We start from the raw sequence: 26,338 nt of genomic DNA, 5'->3' as shown, positions 1-26,338 counted from the left end.
TCATTTTGCCGCCATGCGGATCGCGCCATCGAGACGAATCACTTCGCCGTTCAGATACGGATTACCGATAATGTGTTTCACAAGGTCCGCGAACTCCGCAGGCCGTCCCATACGTCGTGGAAATGGGACGGAGTCCCCGAGTGCCTTCTGCACTTCCTCCGGCATAGCCAGCAACATCGGGGTTTCCATGATTCCCGGAGCGATGGTCATCACCCGAATCCCAAAGCGCGACAGCTCGCGAGCCAGGGGCAGTGTCATGGCCACGATGGCCCCTTTTGAGGCGGCATAGGCTGCTTGACCTACCTGGCCATCGAATGCAGCGATGGAAGCAGTATTGATGATCACGCCCCGTTCGCCATCCTCGAACACTTCCTGCCCAGCCATTATCTCGGCCGCGAATCGCAATACGTTGAAAGTACCCGCGACGTTGATCTGCAAGGTGCGGCTAAAGGATGCCATGGCATGCACGCCGCTCTTCCCAATGACCTTCTCGGCAGGCGCGACCCCAGCACAGTTGATTACCCCGCGAAGCCCGCCCAATCGCGCTGCAAACGCGTACATTCCCTGTACGCTGTCTTCATCCGTCACATCGGCCCGAACAAACGCACCGCCCGACTCTTTGGCGACAGCCTGGCCGGCGTCCGCGTCGCGATCCACGATCACAACTTTGGCGCCGCGTGCGGCAAGAGCGCGTACCGTGGCAGCTCCCAACCCGGAGCCGCCGCCGGTCACTACAAAAACATTGTCCTGAATCTGCATATCTTCGGTAAGAGTGGTTAGTGATGCGTGGATGCCTGCACATCCAGCGAGGCCAGCGAACTGGTTTGCGTAGCCTGGACGGCTGCACTGCGGCGGTGGTCGACCAGCATGACGGCCATCGTTCCAATCAGACCGGCAAGTCCAATCGCGAGGAAGTTCTGTTCAAGAGGTAGCTTCATCGCGACCAGCATGCCAATGAGCACGGGTGCCGCGATGGCGCCAAGCCGGCCAATTCCCGAGGCGAACCCGACACCGGTGGAGCGAATGGAGCCGGGATAGAATTCGCCAGCGTAAGCGTAGGCGAGCAATTGCGTGCCCAGCGTCGATGCGCCGACGACGAAGACGAGCACGAAGAGGAGCTCGGTGGCCTTCGTGTAGCCCATGAGAGTGAGCGACAGCGCACCGGTCGCGTAGAACGCCACCAATACGTGCTTGATGTCGAGTTTGTCGCCAAGCCAGCCACCGCCAATCGCCCCGCATACTGCCCCGATGTTGAAGACGAGGACGAAGTTCAGTGCCGAGCCGAGGCTATACCCAGACATCGCCATCAGCTTGGTCAGCCAGGAGCTGAGCGAATAGACCATGAACAGGCCAGTGAAGAACGCCATCCACAACATGACGGTGCTGAGTGCACGGCCATTGGCGAACAATTCCTTGACGGGAGCATTGGATGCCATGGCTTCTTGCGGTACCACGAGACGGTCGCCATCAGCGATGCGTAGATCCGGTGCAATCTTCTGTACAACGCGCCGCAATGCTTCCTGCCGATTCCTCTTCGCGAGGAAGGCTATCGATTCCGGCATCGTCCAGAGGATGAACGGAATGAAGAACACCGGCAGCCCCGCTACAAAAAATACAGCCTGCCACCCGTAGGCGCCGATAAGATGCTTGCCGGTCAGAGCAACCAGGATACCGCCAATGGAGTAGCCGGCAAAAACGATCGTTACGAGTCTCGCTCGCATCTTTCCTGGGGCAAATTCACCCATCTGGGCAGTGACAACCGGCAGGACCCCGCCGATCCCCAGCCCGGCGAGGAACCGAGTGGCGCTGAAGCTAACCGGATCGTTGGTCAGGCCCGCAGCAGCAGTGAAGACGCTGAACAATCCCACGCAGACGCAAATCGACAGTTTGCGACCGATCTTGTCAGCAAGCGTCCCCAGATAGATCGCGCCAAGCATCATGCCAAACAATGCGGAACTGGCCATGAAGCCGGCCTTGGTGGCGTCTACGCCCATTTCCTTCATGATCGACGGAAGCGCAGCGCCGACGACCGCAAGGTCATAGCCATCGAGGACTAGAATCAGCACGCACCAGAACAGGATCACTCGGTGAAAACCCGAGAACCTGGCGTTCTCGGCAACCTTCTGCACATCAATATCTTTCTTCATCGTCTCCTCCATTCGTGATGGATTAAGTCATTGTTGCGAAAGCTCTCTTAGGGGCGTTCCAGGCCATGGAAAGAGGTGAAACTCGATACCGGCTCTCGCTCGGAAACCAACGTGTTCTCCAGACGGCTTTCGTCCGCGTAGCCAAGACTCATCCCGACCAGGAACTTCTCGTCTGGCTGCAGGGAGAGCTCTTGCTCGATGATCGTGTGGTACTTCATGAACGCAGCCTGCGGGCACGTGCTGAGCCCGGACGCGCGGGCAACCACCATGATGTTCTGGAGGAACATCCCGTAGTCGAGCAGGCTGCCCTCGCACATCACTCGATCCACGGTGAAGAGCAATCCGACCGGAGCATCGAAGAACAGGTAGTTGCGGCCGTGCTGCTGCTGCATTCGCGATTTGTTGCCCCGCTCGATTCCAAGCAACCCGTAGAGCTGCCATCCCAATGCCCGGCGGCGGTCCACGTATGGTGAAACCCACTGCTCCGGGTAATAGTCCCATTCGTCGGAATGGGTCGTGGAATGGGATGGATCATCGTCGATGCGCTTGATTGCAGCGCAGAGCCGATCCTTTGCATCTCCGACTACCACGTGCACTTTCCACGGCTGAATGTTCACGCCCGTTGCGGCGTAGCGCGCTACATCCAGGATTGCCTCGACAGTCTCCCTCGGCACTTCTTTCTCCAGGAATGCCCTGGCGCTGCGGCGCGTTACGATGGCCCACTCCACGGCCCTCCGTATCGCCACCAATTCGTCAGGCGGAGGCGCCAATCTGTTTTCTTTCACTTTCGCTACCTCTTCTCAACAACTCACACGAGCTTGTGGGAAGGAGCGTAGTGCCGGCTGTCGTTGCTCACTGTCATGTAGGCGACAATCGGATCCGATGGCTGCGGCTGTTCTTCGCGCCGCATTGTCTTGTGCGAGACATTGTTCGCAAGCCTTGGGCGGTATCGTCACGCCTCAATATCATTCGCTGACGAAAGTAGTCCGCTAGCCGCAAAAACCAGCAGGAGACAACGCATGAACACGAACATCTATCAGGTAGGACTGGAACGTAGTGCCGCGAATCACGTGCCGCTCACCCCACTCCATTTTCTTGATCGATGCGCCGATCAATATCCGGACCGCACGGCCATCGTTCATGGGTCACTGCGACAATCATGGAATGTGACAAGGGAGCGATGCAGGCGACTGGCAAGCGCGCTTGTCAGGCGCGGCATCGGCCGCGGGGACACTGTGTCGATCCTGGCCCCCAATACGCCTGCGATGGTGGAGGCCCATCATGGCATTCCGCTTAGCGGTGCTGTGCTGAACGCGATCAACTGCCGGTTGGATGCCGACGGCGTCCGGTTTATCGTCAAGCACGGGGAATGCAAGGTCTTGTTTGTGGATCGGGAGTTCTCGACCCTGGCCGCCGAGGCCTTGCAAGGCCTGCCGAACGCGCCGCTGCTCATCGACATTGCAGACGCGCTGGCCCCAGAAGGGGAACAGATCGGCGCCCTTGAGTACGAACAGTTTCTGCGCGAAGGAGACGCCGACTTCCGTGGGGTCTGGCCTGAGGACGAGTGGGATGCGATCGCCCTGAACTACACCTCCGGCACGACGTCTGACCCCAAGGGCGTGGTGCCCAGTCATCGTGGGGCTTACCTCATGAGCATGCTGCAGTTGACCGACTGGGGAATGCCGCGAGCGCCGAAGTACCTTTGGACGCTTCCCATGTTCCATGCGAACGGCTGGTGCTTCGCATGGGCGATCACGGCGGCCGCCGGTACGCATGTTTGCTTGCGCAAGGTGACTGCGGCGAACATCTTCAGTGCTGTTGAGGCATACGGGGTGGATCATTTCTGCGCCGCGCCGATCGTGCTCGCGTCGCTTGCCTCCGCGACGCAGAATGAACGCCGACCCTTCTCGCACGTTGTACGCATTCGGACCGCTGGCTCGCCTCCGCCCGCAAGCGTACTCAAAGCGGTGCTGGAGCAGGGCTTTGACGTCGAGCACGTCTATGGCATTACAGAAGCGTCCGGCACACCGGTGAGTTCGTACGCCAATCCAGCATGGAACGAAAAATCCGGAGACGAGAAAGCCCGGCTCATGTCCCGTCAGGGCAATCGCGCCGCTGGCCTCGAAGGCCTCTGTGTGGCCGACCCGGACACGATGGAGTTCGTTCCCTGGGACGGAAAGACGCAGGGTGAGTTGCTTCTGCGCGGCAACATCGTGATGAAGGGCTACCTGAAAAACCCCGAAGCTACCGAGAGAGCGTTCGGTGGCGGATGGTTCCACACCGGTGACCTCGCGGTCGTGCATCCAGATGGGTACGTCCAGATCACTGATCGGTCGAAAGACGTCATCATTTCCGGTGGAGAGAATATCTCCTCGGTGGAGGTCGAGGACGTCCTCCACCAGCATCCTGCCGTACTGATTGCCGCAGTAGTGGCACAACCCCATGCTAAATGGGGAGAGTCGCCATGTGCGTTCATCGAACTCAAGAGCGGCGTAGTAGCGCCCACCGAAGCGGAGGTCATTTCATTCTGCCGCAGCCGTCTGGCCCATTACAAGTGCCCCGTCAGGGTCGTATATGGGGCGTTACCCAAGACGGGAACCGGCAAAATTCAAAAGTTCCGCCTGCGCGAGCTGGCGCGAAGCCGGGAGGCCATCACGGAATTGACCGCCAGTTAATTCCGTCCCGTTAGCTGCCCACTCACTCCGCCATACGCCTTGGTTGAATGAACGCTCGACGGCGCCCGTTGTCGAGCGGCCGGGCCAGCGGCAAAGCATGAGTGCGGCGTCCGCTGTCAATGCGAAGGGAGCATTCTGGTTTGCCACGTACGAAGGCGGGCTCAGCGGCGAGTTGTTCGTCACGCTGCTCAAGAAGCTGATGTTCAATCGAATGAAGGCGGTGCATCTGATCGTCGACGGATTGCCAGCGCATAAAAAAGCCATCGTCAAGGACTACATTGCCAGCATGCAGGGCAAACTGATCTTGCATTTCCTGCCCGGTAGGAGTGATCGCTTGGCAGGGGACCTAAGGAAAAGAAAGCCGTGTTCGATCAGATTGAGCACGTAGTGTCAAAGCTCTGTTGGACCGACAAAGACGAAGAGTCTTGACTAACTTCGCTGACCGTCAGATCTATTGAAATCCGGCTCAGCATGTCCCTACGTCGCGCGACATTCCACCTGCCTGCACAGGTGAATTAGGATCGAATAATAGGGGTTCTCATCCCGCGCGTTCTGGGTCTATATTGGGAGCAGTGCCGACTATCGAATTTCCGTCTAAACGAGACGTACGACCACAACATCACGAAGGCACGGCGGCGTGAGCAAGGCGAAAAAAATACGTAAACCCGTCACATGCCGTATGGCACAAGGCTTTCCGGGCGAAGGACGTCCGTTGTGATGGGTTTATGGATCTTTCTGTGCTGCCTTTAATACTCCGGCACAGCAACATCGCACCGCGAAGCCCTGCAGCCCCTTTACAAATACTTAAACAAATTCATCCCCTGAATCTGCATAAACGACTGCTGCGCCCCCTGCAGCGCGGTCTGCCGCTGGTAGTACTCAGTAATCGCCGCCGCATAATCCAGGTCCTGGATACCAGACAGCGTCTCCGAATACGTCAGGTCGCGGTTGGTCCCCACATCATCCAGCGCATCCAGCTCCTGCATGCGCGAGCCCACCGACGAACGCACCGTCAGCACGTTGTCGAGCGAGTTGGAGAACTGGCGCGTGGCGGTGGCCAGCACGTTGTTGAGGTTGGCCTGGCTGCTGGGGGTAGGGTTGGGCTGGCGCAGCGTGTCAATCACGGTCTGCAGGTTGGCGAACATGTCGGTGCCGGCCTCGCTGGCGGGCTGCATGGTCAGGGTGTCGCCGTTCTTGGGATCGCCGGTGACGTTGAAGCTGACCCCGCCCACTTCGATATGTGCCGACGAGTTGTAGGCGAGCGGGCCCGCCACCACCGGCGCGGGTGCCGGCACCGACAGGTCGGTGACGCTGTATTCCATCTGGCCGGCGCCATTGGCCTGGAAGGTGACCTGCAGCGAATGCCCGTATAGCGCATTGCTCGGATCCGTGGTGGATACCGTGTTGAAGCTGGCGCTGCCGGTATTGGCGCTGTTGCCCTTGACCACGTAGCCGGCGCCGCCGGTCACGCTCATGAAGACCTCGCGGCCGTTGTTGCCGGACGGCATCTGGCGGGCCACGTCGACCTGCAGCAGCTGCTGACCGGTGTCGCCGATGTAGTTGCCGGCGCCGGTGCTCTGCGTGAATGGCGCGCTGCCCGAGCGGGTGCCGCCGAACAGATACTGGCCGTTGCCGTCATCGGAGTTGGCCAGGCCGAGCAGCTGGTTGTACAGGCCTTCCAGCGAGGTTGCCACCGAGGCGCGGTCGCTGTCGCTCATGGTGCCGTTGCCGGCCTGCACCAGCAGCGTCTGGATGTTCTGCGTGATGGTGGTGACCGACTGCAGCGCGTTTTCCTCTGCGCTCAGCGCGATATTGGCCTGCTTGCGCGAGGTGGCGTACTGGCCGTTGACGGCCTGCGCCTGGCTCACGCCCAGCGCGCGCGTGGCGCCGACCGGGTCGTCGGAGGGCGTGAGGATGCGGCGGCCGGTGCCGAGCTGCTGCTGGATATGCAGCAGGGAGCCCTGCTGGTAGTTCATCGACGCCAGGCCTTGCTGGTACAGGGTGGAGCTTGCAACGCGCATGGTGATTTACCTCTCGAATCCGTGTGGGTGCCGGCTGTATTGCTTAAGCACCGATGCCGATGATGGTGTCGAACAGCGTGCTGGCGGTCTGGATGACCCGCGCGTTGGCCTGGTACAGCTGCTGGAAGCGCAGCATCGACACGGTTTCCTCGTCCATGTTGACGCCGGACACCGACTGCTGCGCGGTCTTGATCTGGGTGGTGATGCTGTCCTGGGAGGTCGAGGCGATCTTGACCGACTTGGCACGCGTGCCGACGTCGTTGACCAGCTGCGCATAGGCTTCGCTGAAGCTGGACACGCCGCCGATGGTCTTGGCGTTCTGCAGCTTGGCCAGCGTCAGCATGTTGCCGTTGTCCTTCACCCCGCCGGCATTGCTGCCCAGCGTGAACGAGTCGCCCGCCTTGGGCGTGCCGCCGAAGCTGAACGTCAGGCCATTGATGGTGTAGTCGGTATTGCTGCCGTTGGGCACGCCCACCGGCGCCGGCACCAGCGGCGCACCGCCGGCGTCGGTGAAGACGTAGTTGGTGCCGTCGAAGGTGGCGGTGATCTTGCCGGCCGGAAGCGTAAAGCCTGGAGCGACATTGCTCAGGCTGGCGGTGCCGCTGCCCTTGTTGGTGGCCGCCGCATCGGCACGTGCCGGCGAGGCCGCGGCGATCCTGGCCGGGTCGGAGATCGCCATGTCGAAGCCGGTGGCGGCGTTGCGCGTGGGCTGGATCGTGAACGAATCGTTGGTGCCCATCGCCGCGTTGATCTGCACGGTGAAGCCGTCGGCGGTGAACGCCAGCGGATAGGTCGCCCCGCCCCCCGGTACCGGCGTGACCACCTGCTTGTTGTCCGACAGGCGCGTCAGCGTGTAGTTGGTGCCGTCGAAGTGCAGCGAGTAGTCGCTGGTGGTCAGTGCCGAGGCGTTGTTGATCGTGGCCGTCGCGACCGTGGTGATGGCGGTGTTGTTGGCGTTGGGCAGCACGGTGGCGGTGCCCAGCGTGAACATGTCGGTGCCGATGGCGCCGTTCAGGTCCATGCCCAGCTTGTGCTGCGCATTGAAGCTCTGGCCGATCGCCAGCGACAGGCGGCCGATGGCGCTCTGCGCGGCATCCAGCGACTCGGTGCGGAACTGCAGCAGGCCGCCCAGCGAGCCGCCCTTTATCGCGCCGGGTTCGCTTTCATACACGCTGCCGCTGGGCAGGGTGTAGGCGACCACGGTGCGGTTGGGATCGGCTGCCGAGGGCACGGCCTTGAGGTCGTACGAGTCATTGCCCATCACCAGCGGCTGGCCGTTGCCGACGAACACGTTGTAGGTGCCGCCGTCCTGCACCACCACCTTGGCGCCGACCAGCTTGGTCAGCTCGGCCACGGCCTGGTCGCGCTGGTCGAGCAGGTCGTTGGGCGGCTGGCCGCCGGAAGCGGCCTTCAGGCGCGTGATCTCCTGGTTCAGGTTGGCGATCTGCTTGGTGTAGGCATTGACCTGCGTGACCGCAGTGCCTACCTGGTCGTTGACACCGGACTGCAGCTGCTTGAAGTAGTTGCTGGCCGAACGGACCTGCCCCACCAGCGCCTGGCCGGCGGACAGCATGCCCTGGCGCGCGGCCGGATCGGCCGGCGTGTCGGCGACGGCCTGCACCGCCGCGAAGAACTTCTGCATCAGCGGTGCCAGGCCGCCCTTCTGGTCGGCCAGCAAATTGTCGATCTGCGAGATCTGGTCCGAGTACGTCGCCAGCGACGCGCTGGCCGAGGTGGCGCCGCGCAGCTGGCCGGTCAGGAACTCGTCATAGACGCGGATCACCGTGGTGGTGTTGGAGCCGTAGCCGTAGAAGCCCTGGCTGGTGTACTGGCCGCCCGCCGAGGCCACGATCGTGTTCTGGCGCGAATAGCCCTCGGTCGCCGAATTGGCGAAGTTGTGGCCAGTCGTCGTCAGCGCGTTCTGCGCGGTGTTCAGGCCGGAAAGACCAATACTGAAGAGAGACATTGTGCAATGACCCTGGTTTTGTTGGACTGCCGCGGCGTGGGCCGGCGGTGGTGGATGTGGGGGATATCGGCTTTGTTTGGGGCAGACTTTAGGCGCAGAAGCGGAAGAATGCGGACGGTTTGCTCCCCTCTCCCGCCGGGCGGGAGAGGGGAGCCTTGTTCAGGCGGTGTCAGCTACGGCTGACGCCGGAGCTATACCCCAGCCTCAAACCGCCACCTTCTTCATGATCTTCACCAGCTTGTGCCCATACGCCGGATCCGTGGCATACCCCGCGCGTTGCAGGCCATGCGCCGCTTCCTCCGCCGATGCCGCGCTCACCACCCCCGCATAGCGCGGATTGGTCGTCAGCAGCCGCGCGTAGTCAGCACAGGCTTCGTCATACGAGCCATAGGCCCGGAACTTCGCCTTCACCTTCTGCGGCTCGCCGTCGACATATTCCGTGGTGGTGATCTCCGCCACGCGACCCTTCCAGTTCGCGCCGGCCTTGATGCCGAAGACGTTGAACGTGGTGGAGCCGTCCGCGTGCATGATCTCGCGCTGGCCCCAGCCGGATTCCAGCGCGGCCTGGCCGACGATCAGCCGTGCCGGCACGCCGCTGGCGCGCGCGGCTGCTTCCGCCGGTGCGGCCATGCGGGCCACGAAGGCGCTGACATGCGCCGGCGCGTCGTCCGGGAGCCGGCCAAGCGAATCTTCACCCTGGCCGCGGTCGGCATAGGACTGCGGCTGATACTGGCGCAGGCCCGCCGTGGGATTCCAGTTCTGCCCCGGCACGATGGTGCCGATGGCCGGCAGGTCGGCGAGCTCTCCGTTGTCGGAAGGCATGGCACCGGCGCCACGGCTGTCCAGCAGGCGCGCCATCTCGGCATCCGCGGCCTTGCCCGACTCGGCCGCGCTCATCGCATTCATGCCGGCCGGCATCGGCGTGCCTGCCGCGCGCGCCAGCTGGCGCACCATCACCTCGGCCAGCCCGATCCCGCGCGATGACATCTGCTGCGCGAGCTGCTGGTCCATCATGGACATGTAGAGCTTGCTCTGCTCGTTGTCGAAGATGCCTTCCTGCGGCGTGGCATCGCGCATGCTCTTGAGCACCATCTGCGTGAACACCGCCTCGAACTGCCTGGCAGCGGCCCGCAGCGTGCTGGCATCCGCGCCATTGCGGGCGCTGTGCTTGAGCGCCTCGAAGCCCTGCGTATCCAGCGCGAAGCGCTGCGTCAGCTCCGCCTGCGGGGGGAGTGGCGTGCTCATGATCAGATCACTTCCAGCTCGGCGCGCAGCGCACCGGCAGCGCGCATGGCTTCCAGGATGGTCTGCAGGTCGGCCGGGGTCGCGCCCAGCGCGTTCAGGCCCTTGACCACGGCGGCCAGCGACGCACCCGCCTTGACCACCTGCAGCGAGCCACCCTGCTGCCGCATGTCGATCTGCGACACCGGCGCCACCACCGTCTGCCCGCCGCTGAACGGCGCGGGCTGGCTGATCACCGGCTGCGTGTTGATCACCACCGACAGGTTGCCGTGCGCCACCGCGCAGTCTTCCACCGTCACCGCCTGGTTCATCACGATCGAACCGGTGCGGGCGTTCAGGATGACCTTGGCGGCCGCCTTGGCGGGGGTCACGTCGAGGTTCTCAATGCGGGCCAGGAAGCCCACGCGTGCCGCTGCCGACGCCGGCGCGCGCACCTGCACCACGCGGCCGTCCAGCGCCGCGGCGACGCCGCCGCCCATCGAGCGGTTGATGGCTTCGACCACGCGCTCGGCGGTGCCGAAGTCGGTGTCCTTCAGTTCGAGGTTGAGCACGCCGCCGTCCGGCTGGAAGGCCGCGACCGCGCGCTCGACGATGGCGCCGTTGGCGATGCGTCCCACCGCCAGCTGGTTGACCTGCACCTTGCTGCCATTGGCCGACGCACCCGCGCCGCCCACCAGCATATTGCCCTGCGCGATCGCATAGACCTGGCCGTCGGCGCCCTTGAGCGGCGTCATCAGCAGCGTGCCGCCGCGCAGGCTCTTGGCATTGCCCATTGACGACACCACCACGTCAAGCTGGCTGCCCGGCTGCGCAAAGGCCGGCAGCGAAGCCGTGACCATCACCGCGGCCACGTTCTTGAGCTGCATGTTCTTGCCGGCCGGCAGCGTGATCCCCAGCTGCGAGAGCATGTTGGTCAGGCTCTGCGTGGTGAACGGCGTCTGCATGGTCTGGTCGCCGGTGTTGTCCAGGCCGACCACCAGGCCGTAGCCCACCAGCGGGTTCTCGCGTACGCCCTGGAACGTGGCCAGGTTCTTCAGGCGCTCGGCCTTGGCGCCGGTGGCAAAGGCGCTGAAGGCCACGCCGAGCGCCAGGCTGACCACGCTCACGCGCAGCAGGCGGGACAGGAAATACGCGAGCATCGAAGCGGACATGGCGCGGTCAGAACGGAGAAACATTGAGGAAGAAGCGCTGCAGCCAGCCCATGTTCTGCGCTTCGTCGATCACGCCCCTGGCGGTGTATTCGATGCGCGCATCGGCCACCTGCGTGGACAGCACGGCGTTGTCGCCGGTGATCGTGCGCGGGTTGACCACGCCCGAGAAGCGGATGAATTCGGCGCCCTGGTTGATGGCGAGCTGCTTCTCGCCCGAGACCACCAGGTTGCCGTTGGTCAGCACTTCCAGCACTGTCACGGTGATGGTGCCGTTGAAGGTATTGGCCGCGCTGGCGCCGCCGCTGGCCTTCAGCGTATTGGCGCCGTTCATGTTGGCGTTCTGGCTTGCGCCGAACAGCCCCCCGAGCGCGCGCGGCACCGCGTCGAACGCCAGCGCGCCGCTGCCGGTGCGGCTGGTGTTGGTGCCGGAATTCTTGCTGGCGTTGACGTTCTCGGTAATCAAGATCGTCAGGATGTCGCCCACGTTGCGCGGACGGCGGTCCTCGAACAGCGGATTGCCGGCGTACGAGGACTGGTAGATCGAGCCGGAAGCCGGCCCCATCGGGCGCGGCTCGGCGCGCGCGCTGGTGGGCAGTTGCACCAGCGGCTCGCGCGGCACCAGCGCGCAGCCGCCGCTGGCCAGCAATGCCACGCCGGCCAGGCAATACAGCGCACGCGCGCCCAGGCGGGAAAGCAAGGTGGCCATGTTCACTCCAATCAACCGAGCTGCGCCAGGCGCTGCAGCATCTGGTCGGACGACTGCACGGCCTTGCTGTTGATCTCGTACGCGCGCTGCGTCTGGATCATGCTGACCAGTTCTTCCACGACGTTGACGTTGGAGCCTTCGACGTAGTTCTGCTGGACCGTGCCGGCGCCGTTCAGGCCGGGGACGGTGGTATTGGGCGCGCCCGAGGCGTCGGTCTGCACGTACAGGTTCTCGCCCATGCTTTCCAGGCCGGCCGGGTTCATGAAGGTGGCCAGCTGCAGCTGCCCGACCTGGACGTTGGCGCTCGAGCCCGGCTGGGTCACCGACACCGTGCCGTCGCGCGCGACGGTCACCGTCTGCGTGTTGGCCGGGAGGGTGATGGCGGGCTGGATCACGAAGCCGCTCGAGGTCACCAGCTGGCCGTTCTGGTCGACCTGGAACGAGCCGTCGCGGGTGTAGGCGGTGGTGCCGTCGGGCAGCGCCACCTGGAAGAAGCCCTGGCCGATGATGGCCACGTCCTTGGAATTGCCGGTCTGCTGCGGGTTGCCTTGCGTATGGATGCGCTCGGTCGCGACCGGGCGCACGCCGGTGCCCAGCTGCATGCCCGAGGGCAGCGTGGTCTGGTCCGACGACAGCGCGCCGGGCTGGCGGATGGTCTGGTACATCAGTTCCTCGAACACCGCGCGGCCGCGCTTGAAGCCGTTGGTCGAGACGTTGGCCAGGTTGTTCGAGATCACGTCCATCTGCGTCTGCTGCGCATCGAGGCCGGTCTTGGCAATCCAGAGAGAGCGGATCATGTTGGTCCTTGCTGGGGTCTTGTAAGAGCTTGTTCTGGCCCGCTTGTCCGGGCCGCTGCGTCAGGGCATCAGTTGGTCGACAGCAGCTGGTTGGCGCGCTGGTCGTTGCTGTCCGCGCCCTGGATCATCTTCATCTGCATCTCGAAGCGGCGGGCATTGGCGATCATCTCGACCATGGCTTCGGTCGGGTTGACGTTGCTGCCTTCCAGCGCGCCCGAGATCACGCGCACGGTGGGATCGGCTTCCAGCGGCTGCGCGCCGGCGCGCAGGCGGAACAGGCCGTCATCGCCGCGCGCGATGGCGTCGTTGGGCGGATTGACCACGCGCAGCCTGCCCACTTGGGCGAGACCTGCCGAGGCTTCGCCGGGGCCGCGCGCGGTGATGGTGCCGTCGGTACCGATGCTCACCTGCGAGCCCGGCGGCACCGCCAGCGGACCGCCATCGCCCATCACCGGCAGCCCGGTGATGGTCTGCACCTGCCCGTCCTGCGACACCTGCAGCGCGCCGGCGCGGGTGTAGGCCTCGCCGCCGTCGGGCGTCTGCACCACCAGCCAGCCATTGCCCTGCAGCCCCACATCGAGCGCGCGGCCGGTGTAGGTCAGCGGGCCGGCACGCATGTCGGCGCCCGGCGTGGACGCCAGCGTGAAGGCGCGCGTGCCGGTCTCCGGCCCGACCACCGGCACCGCGCGGTACAGGTTGATCTGCGCGCGGAAGGCTGGGGTCGAGACGTTGGCCAGGTTGTTCGATACCGCCGCTTGCTGGTCGAGTATCTGCTTGGCGCCCGACAGGGCGGTGTAGATCATGCGGTCCATGGCGACGGTTCAGCTCAGCGTGGCGATCACAGGTTGACCAGGGTCTGCATGACCGTGTCCTGCGCCTTGATGGTCTGCGCGTTGGCCTGGTAGTTGCGCTGCGCCACGATCAGGTTGACCAGCTGGCCGGACAGGTCCACGTTGGAGGCTTCCACCGCGTTCGAGCGCAGCGTGCCCATGCTGCCGCCGGCCACGCCCAGCAGGGCCTGGCCCGAGGAGCCGGTGGCGGACCAGACGTTGTCGCCTTCCGGCTTCAGGCCTTCGACGTTGCCGAACGCGGCCATCACGATCTGGCCCAGCTTCTGGGTCTGCTCGTTGGAGTAGCTGCCGATGATGGTGCCGTCCGAATCCACGGAGTAGCCCAGCAGGCTGCCCGAGGTGTAGCCGTTCTGAACCAGCTGCTTGACGTCGTTGTCGGCGCCGAACTGCGTGGTGCCAGTCAGGTCCAGCTTCATCGCCATCGGCTGCGCGCCACCGGCGGCTGGCTGCGTCAGCGTGATGGCGCCGGCCGCGGGCGCTTGCAGTGCGCCGGCGTTGTCGAACGCCATCGAGAACGGCGCGCCACCGACCATATTTCCGTTGGCATCGGTCACGTACATGTTCCAGTCAGTGCCGCCGGGGACGGTCGGGTGCGGCGGGACCGCGGGCGGGGGCGCGTCCGCGACCTTGGCGAAGTACGCCGTCAGCTGCTGCTTGTTGCCCAGCGAGTCATAGACGTTGATCGCCGTGCTGTAGTTGAACATGCTGCTGGTCGGCGGCGTGCCCGGCGCGCTGGCAAAGGGCGTGGCCGGCACCGTGCTGCGCGAATCCAGCTGGAACTTGGCGGTGATGGTGCTGGTGGCCTGCGGCGGCATCTGCGCGTTGCTGATCACCAGCGGCTGCGGCTGCACGCCAGCGCCGGCGGTCACGCCCGCCGGGTAGCCCGTGACCTGCAGGCCCTGCATATTGGTGATGCGGCCATCGTCCTGGCGCTGGAACTGGCCGTTGCGCGAGTAATAGATCGCGCCGTCCGGGCTGGTCATGCGGAAGAAGCCATTGCCGTTGGTGATGGCGACGTCCAGCGAGCGGCCGGAGGCCTCGATATTGCCCTGGTTGAACGACTGCACCACCGAGTTCACGCGCACGCCCAGGCCGATCTTGCTGCCGGCGTAGACGTCGGCGAACTGCGCGGTGGACTGCTTGTAGCCAACCGTGTTGGCGTTGGCGATGTTGTTGCCAATCACATCCAGATTGGACGCGGCGGCGTTCAGGCCGCTTACCCCTTGACCGAAACCCATGGATACCTTCCTTTGACTTAGCTGTCGTTGAAGCCGGCCCCGCGCTCGCGCGCGGCCGGCGCCTGCGATTAGAGGATGCGTCGCACGTCGTCGACGTTGGCGGTCTGGCCGTCGCCGAGGTTGACCAGCACGCCGGTCGAGTCGCCGCTGATGCTCTGCACCTTGCCGTAGACCAGTGCCACCGCCTGCACCGAGGCGCCGTTGGCGGTGGCGGTGACCTTGAAGGTATAGTCGCCGTCGGCCACGGCCGCGCCCGCGTTGTTCTTGCCGTCCCAGGGGATGTCGTGCACGCCCGCGGTCTGGCCCTTCATGTCGATGGTGCGCACCACGTTGCCGTCCTTGTCCAGCACGTCGACGGTGACCGATTCGGCGGTCGATGGCAGGTCGACGCCGATCTTGCCCGGCACGCCGCCTTCCACCGACACCTGCTTGCCCGGCACCATCACGGTGTGGCCGATCAGCGCGGCGGAGTCCATCGCGCGGCTGGCGCTGACCTGTGCCAGCAGCTGCGACAGCGTGGCGTTCATGGTCTGCATGCTGCTCACCGTGCTGATCTGCGCCAGCTGCGAGGTCAGCTGCGAGTTGTCCATCGGGTTGAGCGGATCCTGGTTGTTCATCTGCGTGACGAGCATCTTCAGGAAGTTTTCCTGCAGCTCGGAAGCGCTGGCGCTCCCGCTCTTGAGGGCGTCATTGATGCCCTGGGTGTTGCTGCTGACCGAGGAGGTGGTTGTCATGTGGCGTTCCGGCCCTTGCGTTCTGTACGATCTGTTGAAAGCAATCGGATGACGAGGCTCGTCACTGACCGATCGTCAGCGTCTTGAGCATCATGTTCTTGGCGGTGTTGAGCACCTCGACGTTGGCCTGGTAGGAGCGCGAGGCTGAGATCATGTTGACCATCTCTTCCACCGGGTTGACATTGGGCATCACCACATAGCCCTGGGCATTGGCCATCGGGTGCGTGGGGTTGTGCACCATGCGCGGCGGCGACGGGTCTTCGGTGAGGCCGGCTACCTGCACGCCGCCCACGTCGGTCTGGCCAGGTGTCGGCGCCATGCCGAACACGACCTGCTTGGCGCGGTAGGCCTGCCCGTCGGGGCTGACCACGCTGTCGGCATTGGCCAGGTTGGACGCGGTCACGTTCATGCGCTGTGATTGCGCGGCCATGGCCGAGCCCGCGACGTCGAAGATGTTCATTGCCGGCATCGCTCTCTCCTTACTGCTGGATCGCGGCCAGCATGGTCTTGATCCTGGAATTCATCACCGTCAGGCCGGCCTCGAAGTGCACGGCGTTGTCGGCGAAGGCCACGCGCTCGGTATCCATTTCCACGGTGTTGCCGTCGACGCTCGATTGGAGCGGGATGCGGTAGGCCAGGTCGAATTCTTCGCGGCCCGGTGCCTGCGCGGGCAGGTGGCGCACCTGGGTGGTCGACAGCGACATGCCTTCATTGCGATGGCCGCGCTCCACGCTCTGCGCCAAAGTGCTCGAGAAATCGAAGTCGCGCGCCTTGTAGCCGGGCGTGTCCGCGTGCGCGATGTTGGAGGCAATCACCGACTGCCGCTGGTTGCGCAGGCTCAGCGCTTCCTGCTGGAAGCGTAGGGCCGCGTCGAGTCTGTCAATCATCCTGGCATCTCCCTGCTCACTGAACGTAAGCGAACACCAAACTAGCGAATAGCGAAGGGACGACCTTCTTCAGGGTTGCCATCTTAGGCGGGGCCTTGTCACGCCAATCGGATGAATAAGGACGGGAAATCCGTGCATTTCGGCCCGCCCTCGCGCGAGGCGCTGCCTACAATGGGACCCCGATGACAGTAGTAAACGGGGCGCGCGGCCAGTCACGGGGCTGAGCGCCAGGCATGCCAGCGCATGCCGTGCCGTCCTTGCCGGGAAGTCCGTATGAACCATTACCGCCGCAACGCCGGCACCCTGGCGCAAGCCCTGCTGGCCGCCTGCCTGCTCTGCACCGCGGGCGCCGCCAGCGCCGCGCCGGCGCAGGTCACACCCGTCGCCTTGCAGACCCCGGCCGCGCACGGCCAGGCCAATGCTGCCGCCAGCCCCTTCACAGAGGACCCGGCGCGCGTGGCCGTCGAACGCTTCCTGCTGCAGCAGACCGCCGGCCTGCCGGGCAAGGTCAGCGTGCAGGTGGCGCCGCCCTCGGGCGGGCGCGCGCCGGATTGCGTCGCGCCCGATCCCTTCCTGCCCGCCGGCGCATCGCTCTGGGGCCGGGTCTCGGTGGGCGTGCGCTGTGGCGGCGAGCGGCCGTGGGTACGCTACATGCAGGCGCGCGTCTCGGTGCTGACCGACTATTACGTCGCCGCGCGCGCGCTGGGCCCGGGCGAGCCGGTCAGCCAGGCCGATATCGAAGTGCGCCAGGGCGACCTGGCCACGCTGCCGCGCGCGGTGATCACCGACCCGGCGCAGCTCGCCGGCGCGATCACCGCCAACCGCATCGCCGCCGGCTCGCCAATGCGCACCGACCTGCTGCGCAAGGCCATCGCCGTGCGTCAGGGCCAGACCGTTACCGTGGCCGTGGAGGGCGACGCCTTCCAGATCACCAGCGAAGGCAAGGTGCTGGCCGACGCCGCCACCGGCAACACCGTGCAGGTGCGCCTGCGCAGCGGGCAGGTGGTCAACGGGCTGGTGCGCAGCGGCGACACGGTCGTGCTGCAGTAGCCCCCGCGGAAAGTGCCTTGATCGTGGCCAACAGGCTGGAACCAGGTGGCGCCCGGCGTGCGAAAATGCCGTCGGCCCTGCCGCAGCGCGAATCCGGGGCGCCAGCCCCTAAAGATTTTGCCGCCGCGGCCGTAATGCCATAGGAAACCAGCAAGGAACGCCCGTGAAGATCAACCATTCCACCTCGTCCCGGCCCGCCGACGCTCCCGCGGGCGACGCCGCCGCCCGGCCCCAGGCCGCGCCGGCCAGCGCCGCCGCGCCGTCCGCCGGCCTGAGCGTCAGCCCGCTGGCCGCCCAGGTGCGCGACATCAGTGCCCGCCTGACGCAGGAAACCGAAGACGATATCGATACCGCCAAGGTCGAAGAGATCCGCCAGGCCATCGCCGAAGGCCGGATCAAGATCGACCCGGGCAAGATTGCCGACGGCCTGCTCGCCACCCTGCGCGAGCTCGGCCAGGCCGACCCGACCTAGCCCATCATGAGCCAGAGCCTGATCCAGTCCCTGCAGCGCGAAACCGAAGCCATCCAGGTCTTCGGCCAACTCCTCGCCGATGAGCGCGACGCCCTCAAGCGGGGCGACTTCCAGTCCCTCAGCGAACTGCTGACGCGCAAGGTAGAACTGGGCCAGGCCCTCTCCCGCCAGCTCAGCGCCCGCGAAGCCCAGATGGGCGCGCACGGCCTGCGCGCCGGCCCGGAAGGTCAGTTGCTCGGCCGCCAGATCGACCCGGCAGTCGCCGACGCCTGGCGCAAGCTCATCTTCGCCGCCCGCGCCACACGCGACGGCAATACCCTGAACGGCGCCGTTATCAGTGCGCATCTCGACTTCACGCGCGAAGCGATCCAGGCACTGCGCCAGCATGGTGGTGGTGATGCGGGGTTGTATGGGAAGGATGGGAAGGCGGCGGCGGGTGCTGGTGGGGTCAGTCTGGCGGCAGGCTAGGCGTCGTTAGCAGGTTGTGGTTTTGAGTGCTCCAGCAGCGCCCGAGCTAGCCTACGCAAGGTGTTCTCCCTCTCCCCTCAGGGGGAGAGGGTTGGGGAGAGGGGTGGGCTAGCTAGGAACCACGCAAAGCGAAGCCAACGGTTTTAATTCACGGGCCTCAGCCTTTGACACTCCTGCCATCTCCCCCACCCCTCTCCCGCAAGCGGGAGAGGGGTGTCCCGCAACGGCATAATTAACGCCGCACTTCGGTATCAAAGTCTATCGAAACCCCACCACGACCTCATTGCTGCGCCCCTGCAACACCGGCACCAGGCTCCCCTGCCCCGGCACCCGGAACGCAAACACAAAGCCCATGGTCGCGTCATCCCCGCAGAATGCATCCGTCTTCCCTTCGGCCTGCGGCAGCAACACACAGCGCTGCGCATTGCATAGATAGGCCTGCAGTTCCACAGGTGGCGTCTTGGCAAAGCTGTAGCGCCAGCGCACGGAAGTAATGACGCCTTCGGACTGGGGCAGCACCCCGGTGGGCTGGATCGGCGGCGACACTACACGCTGCCCGCGGCCGTATAGCGCGGGGCCATTGACCGAAGCGGTCCACGCATGACGCGTTCCGCCATCCTGCGTAGCCCATGCGCAAGACGACACTGCGGCAAGCATCAAGCAAGCGCCGCGCACGGCGCCGACCAACACCGGCATCACAACATCCCGCGCAACTGGTTCCGCAACCGCGTAATCGCCTGGCCCCGGATCTGGCACACGCGCGACTCGGTCACATCGAGCACCGCCCCGATTTCGCGCAGGTTGAGCTCCTGGTCATAGCACAGGGACAGCACCAGCTTCTCGCGCTCAGGCAAGCGATCGATGGCGCGAATCAGCGCTTCGCGCATGCCGCTTTCCATCAGCACGGTCAGCGGGTTGCCGTCATCGCTGCCGCCGAGATGGCGATCGAGGAAATCTTCTTCGCCGGAGCGTTCGAAATCCTCGTAATGCAACAACTGGCAGCCATAGACTTCATTGAGCAACTGCTGGTATTCCTCCAGCCCCATCTCCATGGCCTCGGCCACTTCGGAGTCCAGCGGCGTGCGCCCGAGCTTCTGCTCCAGCCCGCGCTGGGTGCGTTCGATGCGGCGCGTGAACTGGCGCATGCTGCGTGACTGCCAGTCGTTGGCGCGCACCTCGTCGAGCATGGCGCCGCGGATACGCTGGCTCGCATAGGTCTCGAAGCGCGCGCCGTGCGTGTCTTCATAGCGCTTGGCGGCGTCGAGCAGGCCGATCATGCCGGCCTGGATCAGGTCGTCGATCTGCACGCTGGCGGGCAGCTTGGCGGCCAGTTGCAGGGCGATGCGCCGCACCAGCTGTGCGTGCGCCTTGACCACATCGGCCTGTTCGAGCTTTCCCTGGATCGTGTACATGGTGCAATTCTCGTGAATGCTGGATTGCTGGACCGACGCGCCATGTGGCGGCCGGCTGGCTCAGGGTCTGGTTCGGTTGGTTGGCATGGGCGGCTCAGGCCATCGCGGGCGCCGCGGCAGGTGCCGGCGTATCCGCACGCAGCGGCCAGCCGCCGATACTGCCGGCGGTGCGGCGCAGCGCGGTGGTGGCGGGCGCGGCCGGGAAGGCTTCGACCACGCAGCGCCCCAGTTGCACGCCGCGCGCCACCAGCGGATCGGCCGGCAGCCAGCCCGCAAAGATCGCCTCGACGCCGAGGTACTGGCTGGCGGTGCGCTCCAGGTTGCGCATGATCGCCTGCACGGCGGGCTCGGTCGTCGCCATGTTGACGATCAGGTGGAAGCGCCGCCATGCGTACAAGTGATGCAGGCGCTTGATGCAGGCGTAGGCGGCGGTGATCGACGCCAGCTCCGGGCGCATCACGATCAGGACGTTGTGCGCACCGCCCGCGAATGGCGACAGCGCGCCGTCGGCGTCGGCTGCCGCATCGACCAGCACGCTGCGAAAGGCGGCCAGCGCCGACGCCGGCAAGTCCAGGCCGGCCCGCTGCCGGCCCGCCGGCAGCACCGATACCGCACCGCTGGTGCCCGCGCCCGCGGCGGCTTCCAGCGGCATGCGCCCGTCCTGCACGTCGGCGAGGGTCCCTGCCGGCGCGGCGCCGGCCAGGCGCGTCGCGCGCGCCGTGGCGGGGTCTTCGTCGAGCAGCAGCACGCGTTCGCCCTGCATCGCCAGGGCATGCGACAGGCCCAGCGCCACCGTGGTGGCACCGGCGCCGCGCTCGCTGGCGACCACGGCGATACGGCGGGTCGTGCGCGGGGCCAGCATGCGCCGCAGGCTTTCGGCCTGGTCCATGGCGAGTGCGCTCACTGCAGGACCCCCATCGCGTCGGCGTTCGTGTTGATACCGGCGGCCGGCGTGGCAGCGCCGCGGCCCGGGTAGTTCTCCAGCACGTCGAGCAGCGCCAGCATGCGGCCCATGCCTTCGTTGAGCACCGTGCCGGCCACCGGCGCACCCTGGCGCGCGGTGCGGCCGGCCAGGCGCGCGAGGAAGGCGGGTGCGCTGGCGGTCGGCGCGTGTTCCAGGCGCAGCACCGACAGGCCCAGTTGCAGCGCAGCCAGCGCGGCGCCGGCGGCGTGGCCGGCCTCGGCATCCTGCGCAAAGTGGTCGGCAGCATGGCGCAGCGTGCGCAGGCGTGCGTCGGCGGTATCGGTCCACGGCGCCCAGCGCGCGACCTGTGCAGCGTCGTGCGCCAGCGCCGGATCGCACAGCAGGTAGCGGGTGTCGAGCAGCTCGCCGGTGGCGCGGTCGACCACGCGCGCTACCACCAGGCAGGCATTGATGCCGCCTTCGGGCGCGCCCTTGCCACGCACCGGGCTTTCCGGCACGCGCACGTCGGCGCTGGCCAGCCAGCGCACGACATCACGCTCGCGCACGGTGGCATCGCCCACAGCGTGGAAGGTCAGCGTATCGGCCAGTGCATCGAGCTTCCACGCGGCGCCGGCGCTGACCACGCGCGCGGTCTTGCGCGCATTGGCGACCCAGCGCTCGCCAGCCTGCTGCCAGCGCGCCAGCATGGCGGCGGACGGTACCGCTTCAAGCAGGTTGACGACCTTGCGCGCGGCACTCATGGCGGCGCGCAGGTTGGCGGCATCGGCGTCGGCGTCGGCCTCGCCGATCGGCTGGCCGGCGCGGCCCGTGGCCGTCACCGTGGCGGCCAGCGGCGTGCCGTCGCGGTCGGCCAGCCACAGCGTGTGCTGCATCGGCTGGGGCGTGCGGCGGCCCGGAACATTCACTTGCAGCGTGGTGGCGAGCGCCAGCACGTACCGGTCGCACAGGCGGTTGACGTCGCGGCACACCGCTTCGCGCACCTGCTGCCCCATCGCGCGCAGCGCCGGTGCGCCGGCGCCGCGCTGTTGCCACAGCGCGCGGGCCAGGTCGAAGCCGAGGCCCGCGCTGTTGAGTTCCGCCACGCAATTGCCGAGCGCGTCGGCACTGTCGGTGAGCGAGCGCAGCACGTCGTCGGCGCCGCCCTTTGACTGAACGGCATCATCGCTGGCGGCCTGGCGGCGGCGCGCCGCATCGGCATCGGCAAAGACCGAGCCGCGGCGCGGCGTGAGGAAGGCGCGCTCCACCAGTGCGGTGCTGTTGGCAAGTTCCAGGTGCTCGGGCACGCGCTGGCCGGTGGACGCATAGAACACCGGCAGCCGGTGGCGGATCACCACGTCCAGCACCGAGCCCAGGTGCGTGGCTTCATCCAGCTTGCTGATGATGCAGCCGTCGATGCCGCCGCTTTCGGGCGCGGCGTCATGACGGTAGGCGTGCACCACTTCATTGAGGGTATCGCCGTGGCTGGCGCCGTTGAGCAGCAGCACGCGCTGCACCGGCGCGGGCACGCCGGCCAGCATGGCGATCTGTTCGGACAGGCTGCGGTCGCGCTGGCTCATGCCGACGGTGTCGATGATGACCAGGTGCTTGTCCTTCATCGCCGCCAGCGCAAAGCGCAGGCCGGCGGCGTCCTTCACCGCATGCACCGGCACGCCCAGGATGTCGCCGTAGATGCGCAGCTGTTCATGCGCGCCGATACGGAAGCTGTCGGTGGTCAGCAGTGCCAGCTTATCCGCGCCGTGGCGGAGCACGAAGCGTGCCGCCAGCTTGGCGGTGGTGGTGGTCTTGCCCACGCCGGTGGGTCCGATCAGTGCCAGCACGCCGCCTTGCGCAAAGAGGCTGTCTTCGTCGCCCAGCACCGGCACCTTGCTGGCCAGTTCAGTGCGGATCCACGTCATCGCGGCCGGACGGTCGTAGCCGAGCGGCAGCCGTGCCAGCAGCGTGCGCGCCAGTTGCCCGGAGAAGCCGGCGCCGACCATCCACTCGAACAGCGATTCACGCAGCGGATCGCTGGCGGCAACGCCGTGGGCGGCCGCGCCCGCGGCGGGGCTGATGCCGGCCAACTGTCGCTCGATCATCGCGCGCATCGACCGCAGTTCGCCGCGCAGGTCGCCGATGGCAGCGGGCTCGACCGCCGGTGCGGGCGGCACATAGACCTGCGCCGTGGCGGACACGCTGCCGAGATCGGTATCGCGCATGGCGACGATCTCGACGCCGCCCTCCACCGTGCGGTTGGACAGCACCACGGCATCCGGCCCCATGGCTTCGCGCACCTGGCGCATGGCTTCACGGCCGTTGGCCGCGACGAACTTGGCTACGCTCATCAATTGTTCCTCAGGCACCGATCATTGCGGTGATCCGGATATTGCGGTTGTCCGGCACTTCGGAATGCGACAACACCCTCAGCTGCGGCATGGTGCGGCGCAGGAAGCGCGCCATCAGCGGACGCAGCTGCGACGGCACCAGCAGCACCGGGTCCAGCCCCATCTGCTCCTGGCGCGTGACCGCGCCCTGGGTCTGCTGCAGCAGCGCGTCGGCCAGGCCCGGCTCGATGCCACCGCCGTTGGTCAGCGCGTGCGACAGCACGCGCTCCAGGCCGGCATCCAGGCCGATCACCTGCAGGTCGGCGTTGTTCGGGAACAGCTGCTGCGTGATCGCGCGGCCCAGCGCCACGCGCACCATCGCGGTCAGCTCGTTGGGATCGCTGACCTTGGGCGCGTGCTCGGCCACCACGTCGAGAATGGTGCGCATGTCGCGTATGGGCACCCCTTCGTCCAGCAGGTTCTGCAGGATCTTCTGCAGCGCCGTCAGCGTGATGGTCTTTGGCACCAGGTCTTCGGTGAGCTTGGGCGAGTCCTTGGCGATGCGGTCCAGCAGCGCCTGCACTTCCTGGCGGCCCAGCAGTTCGGCCGCATGCATGTGGATCAGGTGGTTCAGGTGCGTGGCCACCACCGTGCTGGCATCGACCACGGTGTAGCCGTACGACTGCGCCTGTTCCTTGATGCCCGCGTCGATCCACACCGCCGGCAGGCCGAAGGCCGGGTCGCGCGTGGCCGCGCCCGGCAGCGTGCCGCTGACCTGGCCGGGGTTGATCGCCATCCACTGGCCCGGCATGGCTTCGCCGCGGCCGATCTCCACGCCCTTGAGCGTGATGCGGTAGGCGTTGGGCTTCAGTTCCAGGTTGTCGCGGATATGCACCACCGGCACCAGGAAGCCGATTTCCTGCGCCACCTTCTTGCGGATGCTCTTGATGCGGCCCAGCAGCTCGCCATCCTGCGCGCGGTCCACCAGCGTGATCAGGCGGTAGCCCACTTCCATGCCGAGCGGATCGACCAGCGTGACGTCGTCCCAGCTTGCCTCGGTCGATTCGTGCGCCAGTGCCGGCGCGCGTTCCTCGCGCTGCTTGACCTGTTCCTGCGTGGCCGCGCGGCGCGACATATAGCGGCCCATCCACACCAGCACGCCCGCCAGCAGCAGGAAGGCGAAGTGCGGCATGCCGGGGATGATGCCCATCAGGCCGATGATGCCCGCGGTCAGGTACAGCACGCGCGGGTTGGCGAAGAGCTGGCCGGTGAGCTGCTCGCCCACGTCCTGCTCGTTCGAGACGCGCGAGACGATCACGCCGGCGGCGGTGGAGATCACCAGCGCCGGGATCTGCGCCACCAGGCCGTCGCCGATGGTCAGCAGCGTGTAGTTGTGCACGGCGGTGCCGAAGTCCAGGTCGTGCTGCACCATGCCCACCACCATGCCGGCGGCGACGTTGATGAACATGATCAGGAGGCCCGCCACGGCGTCGCCGCGCACGAACTTGCTGGCACCGTCCATGGCGCCGTAGAAGTCCGATTCCTGCGCTACTTCCGCGCGGCGCTTCTTGGCGGCTTCTTCGTTGATCAGCCCGGCGTTCAGGTCGGCATCGATCGACATCTGCTTGCCGGGCATCGAGTCCAGCATGAAGCGCGCGCCGACTTCGGCGATACGGCCCGCACCCTTGGTGATCACCATGAAGTTGATCACCACCAGGATCGCGAATACCACGATACCGACCGCAAAGTTGCCGCCCACCAGGAAGTGGCCGAAGGCCTCCACCACCTTGCCGGCGGCGTCCGGGCCGGTATGGCCTTCGAGCAGCACCACGCGCGTGGAGGCCACGTTCAGCGACAGGCGCAGCAGCGTAGTGAACAGCAGCACCGCCGGGAAGGCGGCAAAGTCCAGCGGCTTCTGCGTGTACATGCTGACCAGCAGCACCATGATCGCCAGCGCGATATTGAAGGTGAACAGCAGGTCCAGCACGAAGGCCGGCAGCGGCAGGATCATCATCCCGAGAATCATGATGATCAGCAGCGGCCCGGTCATGGCCTTGAGCTGGCCGGCCGAGCGCAGGCCTGGCAGGTTGAACAAGGAGTTCAGAGCGTTCATGCGCGACTTTCCGGTACGGCGAGTTCATCGGGCACCGGCAGGTCCGCCGGCGCCTGCGGCTGCGGGCCCTGCGAGTGGTGCCAGTGCTTCAGTTGATAGACCCAGGCCAGCACTTCGGCCACGGCGGTATAGAGTCCGGCCGGGATTTCCTGGCCGAGTTCGACATGGCGGTGCAGCGCGCGCGCCAGCGGCGGCGCCGACATCAGCGGCACGCGGTGCTCGGCGGCCAGCGCGCGGATGCGCGCGGCGACCTCGCCGGTGCCCTTGGCCACCACGCGCGGCGCGCTCATGCGGCCTTCCTCATAGCGCAGCGCCACGGCAAAGTGCGTGGGGTTGGTCACCACCACGTCGGCCTTGGGCACCTCGGTCATCATGCGGCGGCGCGCCATGGCGCGCTGCTGCTGGCGGATTTTTCCCTTGATATGCGGGTCGCCCTCGCTCTCCTTGAATTCCTGCTTGACCTCTTCCTTGGTCATGCGCAGCTTCTTGAAGAACTCCCAGTACTGCCAGGGCACGTCGATGGCGGCCACCACCAGCAGCGACAGCGACACCACCAGGCAGCAGTACATCACCAGGTCGACCATGTGCAGCAGCGCTTCCTGCACGGGGGCGTTCATCAGCGCGATGGCCTCCGGGAGCCGGTGCCACACCGCCCAGGCGCCGACGCTGCCGACCAGCAGCGACTTGGCCACGGCCTTGAGCAACTCCACCAGCGAGTGCGCGGAGAACATCCGGCCCAGCCCTGCCATCGGCGACATGCGCGAGAACTGCGGCGCGAACGACTTGGCCGAGAACACCCAGCCACCCAGCAGCAGCGGCGCTGCCACGGCGGCTACGCCGAACAGCAGCAGCAGGGGCAGGAAGGCGAGCAGGCTGTCCCAGACCATCACGGCAAAGCGCGACAGCATGCGCGAGGTGTCGAACGCGGTGTCGCGCTCGAAGCGCAGCGCGCCCTGCATGACCTGGTTCAGGCTGCGCCCCATTTGGCCGCCCAGCGTCCACAGGCCGGTGACGCCGGCAATCAGCATGATGAACGTGGCGAGCTCGCGCGAACGCACCACCTGCCCCTCCTCGCGCGCCTTTTCCAGGCGCCGGGGTGAGGCGGGTTCGGTTTTCTCGAGATCGCTTTCTTCGGACATCCACGCTCCGTGCGAAGCGGCAAGCCGCTATTCGTCAGCAGGGA

24 protein-coding genes and 1 pseudogene are annotated in these 26,338 nt (G+C 66.0%); 5 read left to right on the top strand and 20 right to left on the bottom strand.

Annotated features, from left to right (window positions below):
- The 3 genes from K307_RS20380 to K307_RS20370 are packed head-to-tail and all read right to left on the bottom strand — an operon-like array spanning position 1 to position 2,917.
- Positions 1 to 759: an SDR family NAD(P)-dependent oxidoreductase gene (locus K307_RS20380; protein WP_042880826.1), complete on the bottom strand. Its 759-nt coding sequence runs from the start codon at positions 757 to 759 to the stop codon at positions 1 to 3.
- A 17-nt stretch (positions 760 to 776) separates the two neighbouring features.
- Positions 777 to 2,147: an MFS transporter gene (locus K307_RS20375; protein ID WP_042882368.1), complete on the bottom strand. Its 1,371-nt coding sequence runs from the start codon at positions 2,145 to 2,147 to the stop codon at positions 777 to 779.
- Between the two features lie 47 nt (positions 2,148 to 2,194).
- Positions 2,195 to 2,917, bottom strand: a complete 723-nt coding sequence (locus K307_RS20370; protein ID WP_080745074.1) for a nitroreductase — start codon at positions 2,915 to 2,917, stop codon at positions 2,195 to 2,197.
- A 249-nt stretch (positions 2,918 to 3,166) separates the two neighbouring features.
- Here K307_RS20370 and K307_RS20365 point away from each other — a divergent pair, with 249 nt between their 5' ends.
- Together K307_RS20365 and K307_RS20360 are read left to right on the top strand one after the other, a co-directional pair.
- Entirely contained in the window at positions 3,167 to 4,822 is a 1,656-nt protein-coding gene (locus K307_RS20365) for an AMP-binding protein (protein WP_042880822.1), read from the top strand.
- A gap of 52 nt (positions 4,823 to 4,874) precedes the next feature.
- Positions 4,875 to 5,168, top strand: a pseudogene (locus K307_RS20360) (transposase); the annotation flags it as partial.
- Between the two features lie 448 nt (positions 5,169 to 5,616).
- Here the strand turns inward: K307_RS20360 and flgL are convergent.
- The 11 genes from flgL to flgB form a co-directional block, all read right to left on the bottom strand.
- Positions 5,617 to 6,843 (bottom strand): flagellar hook-associated protein FlgL, encoded by a 1,227-nt coding sequence (flgL, locus tag K307_RS20355; protein ID WP_042880820.1) that lies wholly within the window; start codon positions 6,841 to 6,843, stop codon positions 5,617 to 5,619.
- Between the two features lie 43 nt (positions 6,844 to 6,886).
- The gene (flgK, locus tag K307_RS20350; RefSeq protein ID WP_042880818.1) at positions 6,887 to 8,809 is read right to left on the bottom strand and encodes a flagellar hook-associated protein FlgK; all 1,923 of its coding nucleotides are present in this window, start codon (positions 8,807 to 8,809) and stop codon (positions 6,887 to 6,889) included.
- Positions 8,810 to 9,013: 204 nt separating this feature from the next.
- Entirely contained in the window at positions 9,014 to 10,054 is a 1,041-nt protein-coding gene (flgJ, locus tag K307_RS20345; protein WP_042880816.1) for a flagellar assembly peptidoglycan hydrolase FlgJ, read from the bottom strand.
- A gap of 2 nt (positions 10,055 to 10,056) precedes the next feature.
- Complete coding sequence (locus K307_RS20340) at positions 10,057 to 11,226, bottom strand: flagellar basal body P-ring protein FlgI (protein WP_042880814.1); 1,170 nt, start codon at positions 11,224 to 11,226, stop codon at positions 10,057 to 10,059.
- A complete protein-coding gene (gene flgH / locus K307_RS20335) occupies positions 11,210 to 11,908 on the bottom strand; it encodes a flagellar basal body L-ring protein FlgH (protein WP_042880812.1) in 699 nt (232 codons plus the stop codon). The genes K307_RS20340 and flgH overlap by 17 nt, the downstream gene beginning before the upstream one ends.
- Positions 11,909 to 11,919: 11 nt before the next feature.
- On the bottom strand, positions 11,920 to 12,705 hold the full coding sequence (gene flgG / locus K307_RS20330) for a flagellar basal-body rod protein FlgG (protein WP_042880810.1): 786 nt from the start codon (positions 12,703 to 12,705) through the stop codon (positions 11,920 to 11,922).
- A gap of 68 nt (positions 12,706 to 12,773) precedes the next feature.
- Entirely contained in the window at positions 12,774 to 13,517 is a 744-nt protein-coding gene (locus tag K307_RS20325) for a flagellar basal body rod protein FlgF (RefSeq protein ID WP_042880808.1), read from the bottom strand.
- A gap of 26 nt (positions 13,518 to 13,543) precedes the next feature.
- Complete coding sequence (flgE, locus tag K307_RS20320; RefSeq protein ID WP_042880805.1) at positions 13,544 to 14,794, bottom strand: flagellar hook protein FlgE; 1,251 nt, start codon at positions 14,792 to 14,794, stop codon at positions 13,544 to 13,546.
- Between the two features lie 68 nt (positions 14,795 to 14,862).
- Positions 14,863 to 15,528 carry a flagellar hook assembly protein FlgD gene (flgD, locus tag K307_RS20315; protein ID WP_042880803.1) on the bottom strand — a complete coding sequence of 222 codons (666 nt, stop codon included), beginning with the start codon at positions 15,526 to 15,528 and terminating at the stop codon, positions 14,863 to 14,865.
- A gap of 61 nt (positions 15,529 to 15,589) precedes the next feature.
- Entirely contained in the window at positions 15,590 to 15,997 is a 408-nt protein-coding gene (gene flgC, locus K307_RS20310; protein ID WP_042880801.1) for a flagellar basal body rod protein FlgC, read from the bottom strand.
- Positions 15,998 to 16,007: 10 nt separating this feature from the next.
- Positions 16,008 to 16,415: a flagellar basal body rod protein FlgB gene (gene flgB / locus K307_RS20305; protein WP_042880799.1), complete on the bottom strand. Its 408-nt coding sequence runs from the start codon at positions 16,413 to 16,415 to the stop codon at positions 16,008 to 16,010.
- A gap of 273 nt (positions 16,416 to 16,688) precedes the next feature.
- Here flgB and flgA point away from each other — a divergent pair, with 273 nt between their 5' ends.
- The 3 genes from flgA to K307_RS20290 all read left to right on the top strand — a co-directional run bounded on the left by flgA (position 16,689) and on the right by K307_RS20290 (position 18,405).
- Positions 16,689 to 17,465 carry a flagellar basal body P-ring formation chaperone FlgA gene (gene flgA, locus K307_RS20300; RefSeq protein WP_042880797.1) on the top strand — a complete coding sequence of 259 codons (777 nt, stop codon included), beginning with the start codon at positions 16,689 to 16,691 and terminating at the stop codon, positions 17,463 to 17,465.
- A gap of 163 nt (positions 17,466 to 17,628) precedes the next feature.
- Complete coding sequence (flgM, locus tag K307_RS20295; protein ID WP_042880796.1) at positions 17,629 to 17,937, top strand: flagellar biosynthesis anti-sigma factor FlgM; 309 nt, start codon at positions 17,629 to 17,631, stop codon at positions 17,935 to 17,937.
- 6 nt (positions 17,938 to 17,943) lie between these two features.
- Complete coding sequence (locus tag K307_RS20290; RefSeq protein ID WP_042880793.1) at positions 17,944 to 18,405, top strand: flagellar protein FlgN; 462 nt, start codon at positions 17,944 to 17,946, stop codon at positions 18,403 to 18,405.
- Positions 18,406 to 18,663: 258 nt separating this feature from the next.
- Here K307_RS20290 and K307_RS20285 read toward each other — a convergent pair whose 3' ends face one another.
- From K307_RS20285 to flhB, 6 genes are all read right to left on the bottom strand, one after another.
- Positions 18,664 to 19,062, bottom strand: a complete 399-nt coding sequence (locus K307_RS20285) for a flagellar protein FlhE (RefSeq protein ID WP_230625950.1) — start codon at positions 19,060 to 19,062, stop codon at positions 18,664 to 18,666.
- A 38-nt stretch (positions 19,063 to 19,100) separates the two neighbouring features.
- Positions 19,101 to 19,817 (bottom strand): RNA polymerase sigma factor FliA, encoded by a 717-nt coding sequence (locus K307_RS20280; RefSeq protein WP_042880790.1) that lies wholly within the window; start codon positions 19,815 to 19,817, stop codon positions 19,101 to 19,103.
- 94 nt (positions 19,818 to 19,911) lie between these two features.
- The gene (locus tag K307_RS20275; protein ID WP_042880788.1) at positions 19,912 to 20,706 is read right to left on the bottom strand and encodes a MinD/ParA family ATP-binding protein; all 795 of its coding nucleotides are present in this window, start codon (positions 20,704 to 20,706) and stop codon (positions 19,912 to 19,914) included.
- Between the two features lie 11 nt (positions 20,707 to 20,717).
- On the bottom strand, positions 20,718 to 23,063 hold the full coding sequence (gene flhF / locus K307_RS20270; protein ID WP_042880786.1) for a flagellar biosynthesis protein FlhF: 2,346 nt from the start codon (positions 23,061 to 23,063) through the stop codon (positions 20,718 to 20,720).
- Between the two features lie 10 nt (positions 23,064 to 23,073).
- Positions 23,074 to 25,155 (bottom strand): flagellar biosynthesis protein FlhA, encoded by a 2,082-nt coding sequence (gene flhA, locus K307_RS20265; protein ID WP_042880783.1) that lies wholly within the window; start codon positions 25,153 to 25,155, stop codon positions 23,074 to 23,076.
- Complete coding sequence (gene flhB, locus K307_RS20260) at positions 25,152 to 26,294, bottom strand: flagellar biosynthesis protein FlhB (protein WP_042880781.1); 1,143 nt, start codon at positions 26,292 to 26,294, stop codon at positions 25,152 to 25,154. Before flhB ends, flhA begins: the two co-directional genes overlap by 4 nt.
- Positions 26,295 to 26,338: the final 44 nt, after the last annotated feature.

It is taken from the genome of Cupriavidus necator A5-1, assembly GCF_000744095.1.
In the GTDB taxonomy this organism is placed as follows: domain Bacteria; phylum Pseudomonadota; class Gammaproteobacteria; order Burkholderiales; family Burkholderiaceae; genus Cupriavidus; species Cupriavidus necator_A.
This window is presented reverse-complemented; position numbering and strand designations above follow the sequence as displayed.